Consider the following 12,842-nt stretch of genomic DNA (forward strand, 5'->3'; position numbering starts at 1 on the left):
GGCCGGGCGGTGCCTCCGGGCGGACCCGCGCCGTCCGGCGCCCGTGCCCGGTCCCCGCCCCGGTCGGACCCGGGAGGATCAGCCCGGGACGCCGGCCGGTTCCCGCAGGGGCCAGTGGCCGTCGATCACCGCGTCCGCCGTGCCCTTGCGGCGCAGGAACTGCTGGAAGTCCGCGGCCCACTGCGCGTACCACTCCACCTGGCGCTCGTGCAGCTCGGCGGCGGTCAGTGCGGCCACCGAGCCGTGCCGCTCGGCTATCGCGTACGCCACCCGGACCGCGGCCAGCGCGTCCGCCCCCGCGTCATGGGCGCCGCCGTGCACCACGCCGTACTCGACGCAGACCGCTTCGAGGTTGCGCTTGCCCTTGCGGTAGCGGTCGACGGCCCGGTCGATGGTGTACGGGTCGATGACCGGGCCGATCCCCGCCCCGTCGAGCCGGTCGCTCAGCGAGGGCAGCCCGTGGCGCCGCAGCTCCGCCGTGAGCAGGGTCAGGTCGAAGGCCGCGTTGTACGCCACGACCGGCACTCCGCGGCGCCAGTACTCCGTGAGCGTCCCGGCGACCTCGTCGGCCACCTCGCGCGCCGGCCGGCCCTCCGTCGCCGCCCGCTCGTTGCTGATGCCGTGGATCGCGGAGGCCGGCTCGGGGATCGGCACGCCCGGATCCGCCAGCCAGGTGCGCTGCCGCGCCGGCTCCCCGTCCCGGCCGTCGACGCCGACGACCGCCGCCGTGACGATCCGGGCCTCCAGCGGTTCCGTACCCGTCGTCTCCAGGTCGAAGCCGACCAGCGCCTCCCGGTGCCAGCTCATCCCGTACCTCCTTCGTGGTGCTCTCCCCCATGTGCGTCCACCCTCGCACGCACCACTGACAACGCCCCGGCGGCCCCTCAGGAGACGGGTCGGGAGTCCGTCCACACGGACTCGAACTCCTCGCGGTACGTCTCGAACAGTCCGTGCTCGTTGTCCTGCCCCGCCCGGACCACGGCGCGCCCGCCGCCGCGCAGCACCAGCACGGGCGCCTCCATGCCGCGTGCGCGCCTCAGATAGGGCTGGACGACCCCGACCGCGTCCGTTCCGTCGCCGTCCACCAGGTAGGCCGTGAAGCGCGGCGTCTCGTCGAAGACGTGGATCTCGAAGGCGCCCGGGTCGCGGAGCCTGGAGCGGACCCGGCGCATGTGGAGGATGTTCATCTCCACCGACCGGCTCAGCTCGCCCTTCTTGAGCCCCAGCTCCCGCTCGCGGCGCTTGACCGCGCTGCTGGCCGGGTTGATGAAGAGCAGCCGTATCCGGCAGCCCGACTCGGCGAGCCGGATCAGCCTGCGGCCGGAGAAGTTCTGCACCAGCAGGTTGAGCCCGATGCCGATCGCGTCCAGCCGGCGCGCGCCGCCGAAGAGGTCCTCGGCCGGCAACTGGCGCTGGAGCCGCACCCGGTCGGCGTGGACGGAGACCACGTCCGCGTACCGGTCGCCGACCAGTTCCTCGACGGCGTCGACCGGGAGCCGGTCGGCGGACGGGACGGCGGCGCCGCTGCCCAGGATCTCCAGGAGCCGGGCGGAGGCCCGTTCGGCCTGGGCGAGGACCGCCTTGTTCAGGGCCCGGTTGCGGGAGACCACGTTGCGGGCGACCTCCAGCTCGTCGAGCGCCAGCTCCACCTCGCGCCGGTCGTCGAAGTACGGCTCGAAGCACGGCCAGTGCTGGACCATCAGCTCCCGCAGCTGCGGGAGCGTGAGAAAGCTGAGGACGTTGTCGTCGGCGGGGTCCAGCAGATAGCCCTTGCGGCGGGAGACCTCGCGCACGGCGACGGCGCGCTGCACCCACTCCTGCCCGGCGGGGCCGGCGGCGGCCACCACCCAGTCCTCGCCGTGGACCGGTTCGTAGATGGGCCGGAGCACGGCGGCCACCACCGCGCGCAGCCGCTGTTCCACCAGGTTGAGCCAGATGTAGGCGCGTCCGGCCCGCTGGGCGCGCGTGCGCACCTCGCTCCAGGCGTCCGCTCCCCAGTCCAGTTCCGCGCCGATCTCCATGGGCCGCGCAAGCGATACCGCCCCTGGTGGGACGTCGCTGGAATCCCCCTCGTGACCCGTGTCACCCGGGGGCAGCTCGATCCCTCCCGAGCTCACCCGCGCACCGCCTTCCACTCCCCCACCAACGATCAAGGAAGGGTACTCCGCGAGCGGGAGCCGGTGCAGCCCGATGCGCATGCTGCTTCACCAACTCCCCATCGGTGCTGGCCGGTTCCCGACGGCGAGATCGGCCGTAGTGAGGGGATTCATAGTGATTGGGCCCCCTGCCCGGTCCGTGGGCCGGATCCGCGACCGGGCCGGGCGCACATGGCGGTGCCGGGCGACACGGAGGGGCCCGATGTTGACCGGACCGCGCGACGTCCTAGGCAGCCGCACCTCTTTCGGGGAAGATTTCGGGAGAGATACGGAACAAACAGCCCCAAAGCCCCGAACACCCGGATCAGAAGGGGAAGAGTCGATTCCATGCAGGTCTGGCCGGGACAGGCATACCCTCTCGGCGCCACGTACGACGGCGCCGGGACCAACTTCGCGGTCTTCTCGGAGGCCGCCCACCGAATCGAGTTGTGCCTGCTGCACGACGACGGTTCCGAGACGGCGGTGGAACTCAGGGAGACCGACGCCTTCGTCCGCCACGCCTATCTGCCCGGGGTGATGCCGGGGCAGCGGTACGGGTTCCGGGTCCACGGGCCCTACGAACCGCAGCGCGGCGTCCGGTGCAATTCGGCGAAGCTGCTGCTCGACCCGTACGCCCGTGCGGTCGCCGGGCAGATCCGCTGGGGCGAGGAGGTGTACGGCTACCCCTTCGGCCGGCCCGACGCGCGCAACGACCTCGATTCGGCGCCGCACACCATGACCTCGGTGGTGGTCAACCCGTACTTCGACTGGGGGGACGACCGGCGGCCCCGTACGGACTACCACCGCACGGTGATCTACGAGGCCCATGTGAAGGGCCTGACGATGCTCCATCCGGGGCTGCCGAAGGAGCTGCGCGGCACCTACGCGGGGCTGGCCCACCCGGAGGTGATCGCCCATCTGACGGAACTGGGGGTCACGGCCATCGAACTGATGCCGGTGCACCAGTTCGTCCAGGACCACCGGCTGGCCGACGCCGGACTGGCCAACTACTGGGGCTACAACACCATCGGTTTCTTCGCCCCGCACAACGCGTACGCCTCCTGGGGCGACCGGGGCGAGCAGGTGCTGGAGTTCAAGCAGGCCGTGCGGGCGCTGCACCAGGCGGGCATCGAGGTGATCCTCGACGTGGTCTACAACCACACCGCCGAGGGCAACCACCTGGGCCCGACGCTCTCCTTCCGGGGCCTGGACAACGCCTCGTACTACCGGCTGGCGGAGGACCAGCGGTACTACACGGACACCACGGGGACCGGGAACTCCCTGCTGATGCGGTCGCCGCACGTGCTCCAGCTGATCATGGATTCGCTGCGGTACTGGGTCACGGACATGCACGTGGACGGGTTCCGCTTCGACCTGGCGGCGACCCTGGCCCGGCAGTTCCACGAGGTGGACCGGCTGTCGTCGTTCTTCGACCTGGTGCAGCAGGACCCGGTGGTCAGCCAGGTGAAGCTGATCGCCGAGCCGTGGGACGTGGGCGAGGGCGGCTACCAGGTGGGGAACTTCCCGCCGCTGTGGACCGAGTGGAACGGCAAGTACCGGGACACGGTGCGGGACCTGTGGCGGGGCGAGCCGAGGACCCTCGCCGAGTTCGCCGGCCGGCTGACCGGGTCGTCGGACCTGTACCAGGACGACGGGCGGCGCCCGCTCGCCTCCATCAACTTCGCCACCTGCCACGACGGGTTCACCCTGCACGACCTGGTCTCGTACAACGACAAGCACAACGAGGCGAACGGGGAGGGCAACCGGGACGGCGAGAGCCACAACCGGTCCTGGAACTGCGGCGTGGAGGGCGAGACCGACCGGCCAGAGGTGCTGGACCTGCGGATGCGGCAGATGCGGAACTTCATCGCCACGCTGATGCTGTCGCAGGGCGTGCCGATGCTGAGCCACGGCGACGAGTTCGCCCGGACGCAGCGGGGCAACAACAACGCCTACTGCCAGGACAGCGAGCTGTCCTGGGTGCACTGGCCCGACCCGGCGAAGGCCGGTACGGACGGGGACGAGGGGGATGCGGCGGCGAGCAGCCTGCTGGAGTTCACCCGGGCGATGGTGTGGCTGCGCCGCGACCATCCGGTCTTCCGGCGCCGCCGGTTCTTCCACGGCCGCCCGGTGGAGGGCACCCACGACGAGCTCTCGGACATCGCGTGGTTCACGCCGGAGGGCCACGAGATGACGCAGCGGGACTGGCAGGCCGCGCACGCCAAGGCGCTGACGGTCTTCCTGAACGGGCACGCGATCTCGGAGCCGGGGCCGCGCGGCGAGCGGATCTCCGACGACTCGTTCCTGCTGATGTTCAACGCGAGCGCCGAGACGCTGGAGTTCTCCGTCCCGGTCAACCACGGCCGGCAGTGGCTGGTGGTCGTCGACACGGCCCGCCCGGCCGGGGTGCTGCCCGGCTCGGGGCCGAAGGTGGCGGCGGGCGATCGGGTGACGCTGGTCGGGCGGAGCATGGTGGTGCTGCAACGGCCCGCGTGACGCCGCGCGCCGGGCCGGGAGCAATGATCCCGGTGGCGGGCCGGCCCGCCACCGGGACGCCGCCGGTCGAGCCCTTTGCGGCGTCCGGTGACACGGAAGCCGTCCGGCCGGGTACGAACGACCGCATGACGCCCACCGCCACCTACCGCCTCCAGCTCCAGCCCGGCTTCCCGTTCTCGGCGGCGGGACGCGCCGTGCCGTACCTCGCCGGGCTCGGTGTCTCCCACCTCCACCTGTCCCCCGTGCTGGAGGCCGTGCCCGGCTCCCGGCACGGCTACGACGTCGTCGACCACGGCCGGGTGCGGGCCGAGCTCGGCGGCGAGGAGGGGCTGCGGGAGCTGGCCCGCACGGCCCGGGCGCACGGTCTCGGGCTGGTCCTGGACATCGTGCCGAACCACATGGCCGCCCACCCCCGGTACAACCACGCCCTGCGGGAGGTGCTGCGCGAGGGCCCCGGATCCCCGTACGCCCGCTGGTTCGACATCGACTGGGCGGCGGGCGGCGGCAAGGTGCTGCTGCCGGTGCTCGGCGACCGGCTCGGCGAGGAGATCGGCCGGCTGCGGGTGGACGGGGACGTGCTGCGCCACGGCGAGCAGGAGTTCCCGTTGCGGGCCGGCACCGCGGGGCTGCCGCTGCCCGAGCTGCTGGACGCCCAGCACTACCGGCTCGCCTGGTGGCGGCTGGCCCGTACCGAGCTGAACTACCGGCGGTTCTTCACGGTCTCGGACCTCATCGGGGTGCGGGTGGAGGACCCCGAGGTCTTCGCCGCCACCCACGTCAAGATCCTCGAACTGGTCCGGGACGGCGTCGTCGACGGGCTGCGCGTCGACCACCCCGACGGGCTCGCCGATCCGGCGGCCTACCTGGACCGGCTCGCGGCGGCGACCGGTGGGCGGTGGACGGTGGTGGAGAAGATCCTCGGCCCCGCCGAGCGGCTGCCCGCGGACTGGGCCGTGGCGGGGACGACGGGGTACGAGGCGCTGCACCGGGTCGACGGACTGTTCGTCGACCCGATGGGCGCGGCGGAGCTGGTCGGCCGCTACCGGGAGTACGCCGGGCCCGCGGACGGTCTCGGCGGCGACTGGACCTCGACCGTCCGCCGGGCCGCGTACCGGGTCGTCACGCACGAGCTGGCCGCGGAGACCGGGGTGCTGACCCGGCTCGCCGGGCGGATCTGTGCCGCCGACCCGGCGCTGCGCGACCACGCTCCGTGGGCCCTGCGCGCCGCCGTGCGCGAACTGCTCGTACGGGTGCCCGTCTACCGCCCGTACGCGACGGCCGGCGGGAGCTGTTCGCAGGAGGCCGTGGCGACGCTGCCGGAGTCGGCCGTGCGGGACGCGCGGGCCACGTTCGCCGTCCCGGAGGAGGCCGCGGCGGTCGACGTGGTGCGGGAGCTGGCGCTGGGGCGGCTGGGGGCGGGGCCGGAGCGGGAGGCGTTCTGCGTCCGGTTCGCCCAGACCGCGTCCGCGCTGCGCGCCAAGTCGGTCGAGGACGCCGCGTTCTACCGGTACCTGCCGCTGATCTCGGCGAACGAGGTGGGCGGGAATCCCGGGCGGCCCGCGGTTTCGCCGGAGGAGTTCCACGCCTTCTGTGCCCGCTCGGCCGCCGACCGGTCGGCCGGCGGCACGGTGCTGACCACCCACGACACCAAGCGGAGCGCCGATGTCCGGGCCCGGATCGCGGTGCTGACGGAGTGCCCGGAGAAGTGGTCCGGGCTGCTCACGGAGCTGGGGCGGACGGTTCCGGCCGCCGCCCCCGACGCGCAGTTCGCCTGGCAGGCCTGGCAGACCGCGGTGGGCTGCGCGGGGCTGCCGGCCGGCGAGGCGGCGGGCCGGCTGGAGCCCGCGCTGCTGAAGGCGGTCCGCGAGGCGGGGCTGCACACCGGCTGGACCGAGCCCGATCCGGCGTACGAGCGGGCGGTGGTGGACTTCGTGGCGGCCGGCCCGGCCGCCGAGACCGGGCCGGTGCGCGAGGCGCTGGACCGGTTCACGGCGGTGCTCGCCCCGTACGCGCGGGCCAATGTGCTGGGGGCGGCCCTGGTGCACCTCACGATGCCGGGCGTGCCGGACCTGTACCAGGGCACGGAACGGGAGTACACGGCACTGGTCGACCCGGACAACCGCCGCCCCTTCCGCGCCCCGCCCGCCGACGCCCCGGCCTGCGAGAAGAGCGAACTGACCGGGACGGCGCTGCGGCTGCGGCGCGAGCGGCCGGAGGTGTTCGGCGCGTCGGGCTCCTACGCCCCGCTGGGCGCGCGGGGGCCCGCGGCCGCGCACTGTCTGGCGTTCTGCCGCGGGGGCCAGGTGGTCACCGCGGTGACCAGGCTGTCGCTGCGGCTGGCCGAGTCGGGCGGCTGGCGCGATACCGAACTGGTGCTGCCGGACGACGGGCCGTGGGCCGATCTGCTGGCGCCCGGCCGGAAGTTCACCGGGGCCTCGGTCGCGCTCGCCGACCTCTTCGCCGACCGGCCGGTGGCGCTGCTCGGCCGGGCCTGACGGCGGGGGGAACGCCGCGCCCCGGCGGCCCCGCTCAGCCGGGCCCGACGACGAGGCTCCGCGGACCGCGGGTGAGCAGGCCGGTGACGACGGGGCGGAAGCCGTCCGCCCAGCGGAGCCCCGGCATGGCGTCGAGCAGCGCGCGCACCCCCTGGCGGGCCTCCAGCCGGCCGAGCAGGACGGCGGGGCAGTCCGCGGGGCCGGCCGGGGAGCGGACCTGGTCGCGGCGGAAGGGGTCGAAGCGGTCGGGTGCGGCGAACCGTTCGGGGTCGCGGCCCGCCGAACCGGTCAGACAGGCGACGGGCGCTCCGGCGGGCAGCGTGCCGCCGCTGAGGGCGACCTCGGTGACGGTGCGGCGCAGCACGACCTGGACCGGCGGGTCGCGGCGCAGGGTCTCGGTCCAGGCCCGCTCGGCCAGGGCGGGTTCGGTGGGCAGGGCGGCCAGCAGGTCGGGGGCGTCCAGCAGGTTGGCGAGGAAGGAGGCGAGCGCCGTCTCGCGCAGGCCGGTGTGCCGGGTGCAGGGCGGGGCTGCGGTGCCCGGCGCGGTGCGGGCCGCCCGGGGCGGGCGGGTGCCCGGCCCGGGTGCGGCGCCGACGGGCAGCCAGCGGCAGAACTCCGTGACGAGGTCGACGTGCCGGCGTCCCGCGATGCGGCGCGCCAGCACGTAGGCGGTCCGTTCGACGCGTTCGGCCGTGTGGCGCGGCGGGGCCGCGGGGGCGGGCCGCCGGCCGGGGGCGCACTGCGGGCCGCCGTGGCAGAGCCCGAGGGGTGCGGGGCCGCCGCCGGGGGCGGCGTCGTGCGGGAAGCCGGTGAACCGGGGGTCGGTGAGGGCGGCGGTCACGTCCGCGTACCGGCTGACCAGCCAGGCGCCCAGGGGCGCGTCGTAGACGAGCGGGTGTTCCTCGCGCAGGACGCGGTACAGCCGGTGCGGGTCGCGCGCCGTCCCGGGGGCGAGCAGGCTGGGGCCGTGCGCCGTGCGGCCGGGGGCCGGGGCGGGTATGCCGTGCGGCGCGTCGGCCTGCATCCGTACCCCCGGGGCTCAGGGCGCCGGTGTGCGGCGCGGTTTCCCACCAGGGGACCACCGGCCCGGGCGCCGCGCAGTCGGCGCGCGGCCGTCCGGGTGATCGCGGCTCCGGGGGCCGGGACGGGGCGTGCCGGGTGCGCCGGTGCCGTGGACGGGGTGCCCGGGTGCCCAAGTCGCGTGCGGTGGCGCGGCGTTCGCCTTCTCCCCGGCGCAACCGCCTTTCCCGTACGGGCACTTCGTGACGGGACCGGTCGGCCGGGCCGGTGCTCAGGCGGGCGGGCCGGCGACGGGTGCGGAGAGGCGGAAGCTCATCTGCCCGAAGCTCACCTGGTCCCCCTCGTGGACCGGGACGGTGCCGACGACCCGCTGCCCGTTGACGCAGGTGCCGTTGGTCGAGCCGAGGTCGCGCAGCAGCCACCGGCCGTCCCGCACGGTGAGTTCCGCGTGGAGCCGGGAGACGGTCTCGTGGTTGAGCCGCAGGCCGTTGCCCGGGTCGCGGCCGATGAGCAGGGGGTGCGGGCTCGGGGCGGGCAGCAGGAGCTTAGGGAGCCGTTCGGTCTGCCAGACGCGGCGCACCCGGCCGGGGAAGCCGGAGACCCCGCCCACCACCCGGAGGATCCGCCGCGACCAGCGGCCCCCGCTCTCCAGGTCGGCGGTGAGCGGTTCCAGGTCCTCGGGGCGCCGGGCGTTGAGGGCCAGTTCCATGCGTCGCATGAAGGTGTCGTGGGACAGCTTGCCCTGTGCGGCGCCGTCTCTGAGTACGCCGAGGACACGGTCGCGCTGGGCGTCGGACAGCCGCGCGGGATACGTGTGGGACTCGAAGGGGGACGTCACGGGGCCAATTGTCGGCCCGACCGCCCCGGAGTGTCCAGAACGGTCCCGCTTCCCCGTTCCGACCTGCGGCCCGAGGCGCGTGCCGGGCGGGGAGGGGCCGCTCCGGAATTCCCGTGCGGAGCCCGGGCACGGTTGCTAATGTCTGCCGCCGCCAGCCGTCGGGCGCCCGCCGGGCGGTTTCGTTGTCGAGGAGACCGTGTGCCCCGTGTTCCGCAGGAACTGACCATCCGCCCGCTCACCGGCCCGCAGGAGCTCGGACTCTTCCGGCAGCTGCCGTACGTGCTCGACCACGAGCTCGCCGACGACCTGGAGAGCGGGCGCCGCCTCCCCGGGTGGATGTGGGTGGCGCTGGCCGGCGACCGCGTGGTGGCGCGGCTCGCCTGGTGGGGCCGCGCCGGGGGCCCTCCGCTGCTGCTCGACTTCTTCGACCTCGACGACACCCTGCCCGAGCCCGAGCGCGGCGAGGTGGGCCTGCGGCTGCTGGAGACGGCGACGGCGGCGGTGGTCCCGGCCGGGACGAAGCGGCCGGAGTACGGGCGGTTCGTCCCGCCGGACTGGCGCGAGGACGCGGCGGCGCGCGAGGTCGTCGAGGCCCGGATGCGGGTGATGGAGCGTTCCGGCGCACGCCTGCTGGTCGAGCGGCTGCGCCTGGAGTGGCGCACCGGTACGCCGGTCCCGGCCGACGACGGGCGGCTGCGGTTCCGCCCGGTCGAGGGGCGCGAGGACCTCCTCGCGCTGATGACGCCGGTGATGGAGGGCACCCTCGACGCCCACGGACGGGCCGACCTGGAGTCCGGGCTCAGCGCCCGCGAGGCGGCCGAGAAGCACTACGACGAGGAGCTGGCGGGGTACACCACGCCGCGGGAGTGGTGGCGCGTCGCCGAGCTCCCGGACGGCGAACCGGTCGGGTTCGTGATTCCGGCACGCAACGCCTACAACCCGATCATCGCCTACATCGGGGTACTGCCCGCCCGGCGCGGCCACGGCTACATCGACGACATCCTCGCCGAGGGCACCAGGGTGCTGGCCGGGCAGGACGGCGTGGAACGCATCCGGGCCTCCACCGACCTCGGCAACGTCCCGATGGCGAGGTCCTTCGCCCGTCTCGGGTACGTGAACTTCGAGCGCTCCTTCGACATGGTCTGGGACTGAGGACCCGCCGGGGACGGGGCGTCCCGGGTCACTCCCCCGCCGTCGCGGCGGTCCGGGCGCGCCCGGAGCACTCCGCCAGCCAGTCCAGGCGGAGCCGCTGTTCGGCGGGGATCGTCGCGTCCTCGCCGCGCGGGCCCACGGTGAGCAGCAGGTTGCCGCGGGCGGCGGCGGTGTCGCGGACCAGCCCCTCCAGTTCCTCCCGGCGGAGGAACGCCCCGGGCGGTGCGGCGCGGTTGTGGCAGGCACCGGGGCCGATGTCGCGGGTGACCTCGTACGGGCCGGTGCCGGTACGGAAGCCGCTGTTCCCGTCCCCGGTTCCGGTGCGGCGCGCCCAGCGCTCGTACAGCGTCCCGGCGCCGGGCAGCCGCAGGGCGTGCCGGACCGGCGGGGCCGGTACCGGGTGGCCGACGACGCCGTGCGGGACGGTGAACCGGTGGTAGTCGACGAGGCGCCGGGCGTCGATGCGGGTGCCGGGCCAGAAGAGGTCGGTGCGCAGGACGTCGGGCCGGTAGCGGCGGGTCAGTTCGCGCAGCTGGGCACCGGCGTATTCGGGGTAGCCGCCGCGCGGGACCGCCCGGACGAGGTCGGCCGGGCCCGCGACGGGGCGGCCGTCGAAGGTCCGGTCGAGCCCGCCGGAGTAGTGGACGCCGAAGCGCATCCCCTCGGCCCGTACCGCCTCGGCGAACTCGCCGGCCACGTCGCGCCGGGTGTGCCAGCCGGCCCGGTGCGGGTTGCGGATCGCGGAGGGCCAGAGGCAGAAGCCGTCGTGGTGCTTGACGACGAGCACCGCGTAACGGGCCCCTGCCGCCCGGAAGGCGCGGGCCCATCCGGTGGGGTCCCAGGCGTGCAGGGCGTCGTTGAAGTCGCCCCCGAACGCGGCGTACGGGCGGGTGCCGTAGGTCGCGCGGTGGTGGGCCGAGACGGGGCTGCCGGGGAAGCGCAGCGCGTTCTCGTACCACTCGGCGCGCGAGGTCCAGCCGAGCGGCGCGCGGCGCCCCGCCAGGGGGAGTTCGTCCGCCGGTACGTGCGACGGGGCCCAGCCCGGCACGGAGGCGGGCGTCCAGTGCACGAGGATTCCCAGTCCGGCCCGGGACCACCAGGAAGCGACCATGGCGCGAAGTATTGATCATTCCGGGGCCGTTCGTAAGCCCCCGGCCCGGGCCGGACGGTCCGGGCCCGGTCAGCGGGCCGGGCCGGCCGCCTTCTGCGCGTGGATCAGGTCGCGGTACCAGGCGTACGAGTCCTTGGGGGTCCGGCGCAGCGTCTCGTAGTCGATGTGGACCAGGCCGAACCGTTTGCTGGTGCCCTCGGTCCACTCGACGTTGTCGGTGAGCGACCAGGTGAAGTAGCCGCGCACGTCGACGCCCGCGTCGATGGCCGTCCGCAGGGCCCGCAGGTGCCCCTCCAGGTAGGCGATGCGGCGGGTGTCCTCGGCGGGCTCGTCGACGGCGCAGCCGTTCTCGGTGATGTAGAGCGGCGGGAGCCGGTCGCCGAAGCGGTCGTGGAGCTGGACGAGGGTCTCGCGCAGCCCGTCGGGCACCACGGGCCAGCCGAAGTCGGTCTTCTCGTAACCCTCTATCTCCCGGATGCCGAAGGGGAGTTCGGCGGGCATCCGGAAGCCGGAGAAGTCCTCCGGGGCGTTTGCGGCGGGGGCGCCGACCAGTGTGGGGTTGTAGTAGTTGACGCCGTACCAGTCGAGCCGGGTGGAGATGGTGGACAGGTCGTCCTCGACCGGGCCCGGCATCAGTGCGGCGATGTTCTCGTCGGGGTAGCGGCCGGTGAGGATCGGGTCGGCGAACATCCAGTTGGTGATCGTGTCGTACAGTTCCGCGCCCTGCCGGTCCTCTTCGGAGTCCCCCGCGGTCCAGACGGGGGTGTGCGAGACGGCGACGCCGATGTTGTCCGCGCCCGCGCCGCGCAGGGCGCGCACGGCCAGGCCGTGGGCGAGGAGCTGGTGGTGGGCGGCGGGCAGGGCGTCGAAGAGGAGGGCGCGGCCCGGTGCGTGCTCGCCGAGGGCGTAGCCGAGCAGCGTCACCTCGGCCGGTTCGTTGATGGTGATCCACATCGGTACGCGGTCGGCGAGACGCTCGGCGACGATTCCGGCGTACTCGGCGAAGCGGTAGGCGGTGTCCCGGTTGAGCCAGCCGCCCTCCTCGTCCAGCGGGAGCGGGGTGTCCCAGTGGTAGAGGGTGGGGGCCGGGGTGATGCCGTGGGCGCAGAGTTCGTCGACGAGCCGGTCGTAGAAGTCGAGGCCCTGCGGGTTGACCGAGCCGCTGCCGCCGGGCACCACGCGCGGCCAGCTGACGGAGAACCGGAAGGCGTCGGCGCCCAGGCCCGCCAGCAGGGCCACGTCCTCGCGGTAGTGCTGGTGGAAGCCGGTGCCGCGGGTGGTGTCGGTGCCGTCCTTGATCCGTCCGGGCTGGGCGGCGAAGGCGTCCCAGCCGGAGGGCCCCTTGCCGTCGGTGTCGACCGCGCCCTCGGTCTGGAACGCGGACGCGGAGGCTCCCCAGAGGAAACCGGGCGGGAACGGCGGCACATTCATCTCGGCCTCCACAGCCGTAAGAGCGAGTGCGTATTGAGCAGAATCTGACGGGGCAATGATCAGAACCAGACCTTAACCGCCGGTAACGGGCTCGATCCAGTGTCATGGGCCGGTGATCGCGACCGCGTGCCCCGGACCGGGGTACGGAACGCGAGGACGGCGAC

At 74.3% G+C, this 12,842-nt stretch carries 9 protein-coding genes; 3 read left to right on the forward strand and 6 right to left on the reverse strand.

Annotation, left to right across the window (positions count from 1 at the left end; all coding sequences use genetic code 11):
• Positions 1 to 78 precede the first annotated feature (78 nt).
• Together ACFYW1_RS01635 and ACFYW1_RS01640 are read right to left on the reverse strand one after the other, a co-directional pair.
• Positions 79 to 807, reverse strand: coding sequence for a 3'-5' exonuclease (locus ACFYW1_RS01635; RefSeq protein WP_388985567.1), 729 nt, complete (start codon positions 805 to 807; stop codon positions 79 to 81).
• A 77-nt stretch (positions 808 to 884) separates the two neighbouring features.
• A complete protein-coding gene (locus tag ACFYW1_RS01640) occupies positions 885 to 2,117 on the reverse strand; it encodes an SAV2148 family HEPN domain-containing protein (RefSeq protein WP_388985569.1) in 1,233 nt (410 codons plus the stop codon).
• 366 nt (positions 2,118 to 2,483) lie between these two features.
• Between ACFYW1_RS01640 and glgX the strand changes: the two genes are divergently transcribed.
• Both glgX and treY read left to right on the forward strand, forming a co-directional pair.
• Positions 2,484 to 4,631: a glycogen debranching protein GlgX gene (gene glgX, locus ACFYW1_RS01645; RefSeq protein ID WP_388985571.1), complete on the forward strand. Its 2,148-nt coding sequence runs from the start codon at positions 2,484 to 2,486 to the stop codon at positions 4,629 to 4,631.
• A gap of 125 nt (positions 4,632 to 4,756) precedes the next feature.
• On the forward strand, positions 4,757 to 7,126 hold the full coding sequence (gene treY / locus ACFYW1_RS01650; protein ID WP_388985573.1) for a malto-oligosyltrehalose synthase: 2,370 nt from the start codon (positions 4,757 to 4,759) through the stop codon (positions 7,124 to 7,126).
• 34 nt (positions 7,127 to 7,160) lie between these two features.
• On the opposite strand, the gene ACFYW1_RS01655 is transcribed toward treY, so the two are convergent.
• Together ACFYW1_RS01655 and ACFYW1_RS01660 are read right to left on the reverse strand one after the other, a co-directional pair.
• Positions 7,161 to 8,150 (reverse strand): cytochrome P450, encoded by a 990-nt coding sequence (locus ACFYW1_RS01655; protein WP_388985575.1) that lies wholly within the window; start codon positions 8,148 to 8,150, stop codon positions 7,161 to 7,163.
• 267 nt (positions 8,151 to 8,417) lie between these two features.
• Positions 8,418 to 8,984 carry a DUF1707 and FHA domain-containing protein gene (locus ACFYW1_RS01660; protein WP_388985578.1) on the reverse strand — a complete coding sequence of 189 codons (567 nt, stop codon included), beginning with the start codon at positions 8,982 to 8,984 and terminating at the stop codon, positions 8,418 to 8,420.
• A gap of 219 nt (positions 8,985 to 9,203) precedes the next feature.
• Between ACFYW1_RS01660 and ACFYW1_RS01665 the strand changes: the two genes are divergently transcribed.
• On the forward strand, positions 9,204 to 10,136 hold the full coding sequence (locus ACFYW1_RS01665; RefSeq protein ID WP_388985911.1) for a GNAT family N-acetyltransferase: 933 nt from the start codon (positions 9,204 to 9,206) through the stop codon (positions 10,134 to 10,136).
• Between the two features lie 28 nt (positions 10,137 to 10,164).
• Here ACFYW1_RS01665 and ACFYW1_RS01670 read toward each other — a convergent pair whose 3' ends face one another.
• Both ACFYW1_RS01670 and ACFYW1_RS01675 read right to left on the reverse strand, forming a co-directional pair.
• Positions 10,165 to 11,247 (reverse strand): alpha-L-fucosidase, encoded by a 1,083-nt coding sequence (locus tag ACFYW1_RS01670; RefSeq protein WP_388985580.1) that lies wholly within the window; start codon positions 11,245 to 11,247, stop codon positions 10,165 to 10,167.
• 69 nt (positions 11,248 to 11,316) lie between these two features.
• Positions 11,317 to 12,678: a GH1 family beta-glucosidase gene (locus ACFYW1_RS01675; protein ID WP_388985581.1), complete on the reverse strand. Its 1,362-nt coding sequence runs from the start codon at positions 12,676 to 12,678 to the stop codon at positions 11,317 to 11,319.
• Positions 12,679 to 12,842 lie beyond the last annotated feature (164 nt).

The organism is Streptomyces sp. NPDC002669 (assembly GCF_042889165.1).
Lineage (GTDB): Bacteria > Actinomycetota > Actinomycetes > Streptomycetales > Streptomycetaceae > Streptomyces.

What these genes read in the sequence shown, in the direction of transcription:
- ACFYW1_RS01655 (WP_388985575.1), bottom strand. Translation starts at nt 8,150, where the DNA reads ATGCAGGCCGACGCGCCGCACGGCATACCCGCCCCGGCCCCCGGCCGC.
- ACFYW1_RS01675 (WP_388985581.1), bottom strand. Translation starts at nt 12,678, where the DNA reads ATGAATGTGCCGCCGTTCCCGCCCGGTTTCCTCTGGGGAGCCTCCGCG.
- glgX (WP_388985571.1), top strand. Translation starts at nt 2,484, where the DNA reads ATGCAGGTCTGGCCGGGACAGGCATACCCTCTCGGCGCCACGTACGAC.
- ACFYW1_RS01670 (WP_388985580.1), bottom strand. Translation starts at nt 11,247, where the DNA reads ATGGTCGCTTCCTGGTGGTCCCGGGCCGGACTGGGAATCCTCGTGCAC.
- treY (WP_388985573.1), top strand. Translation starts at nt 4,757, where the DNA reads ATGACGCCCACCGCCACCTACCGCCTCCAGCTCCAGCCCGGCTTCCCG.
- ACFYW1_RS01635 (WP_388985567.1), bottom strand. Translation starts at nt 807, where the DNA reads ATGAGCTGGCACCGGGAGGCGCTGGTCGGCTTCGACCTGGAGACGACG.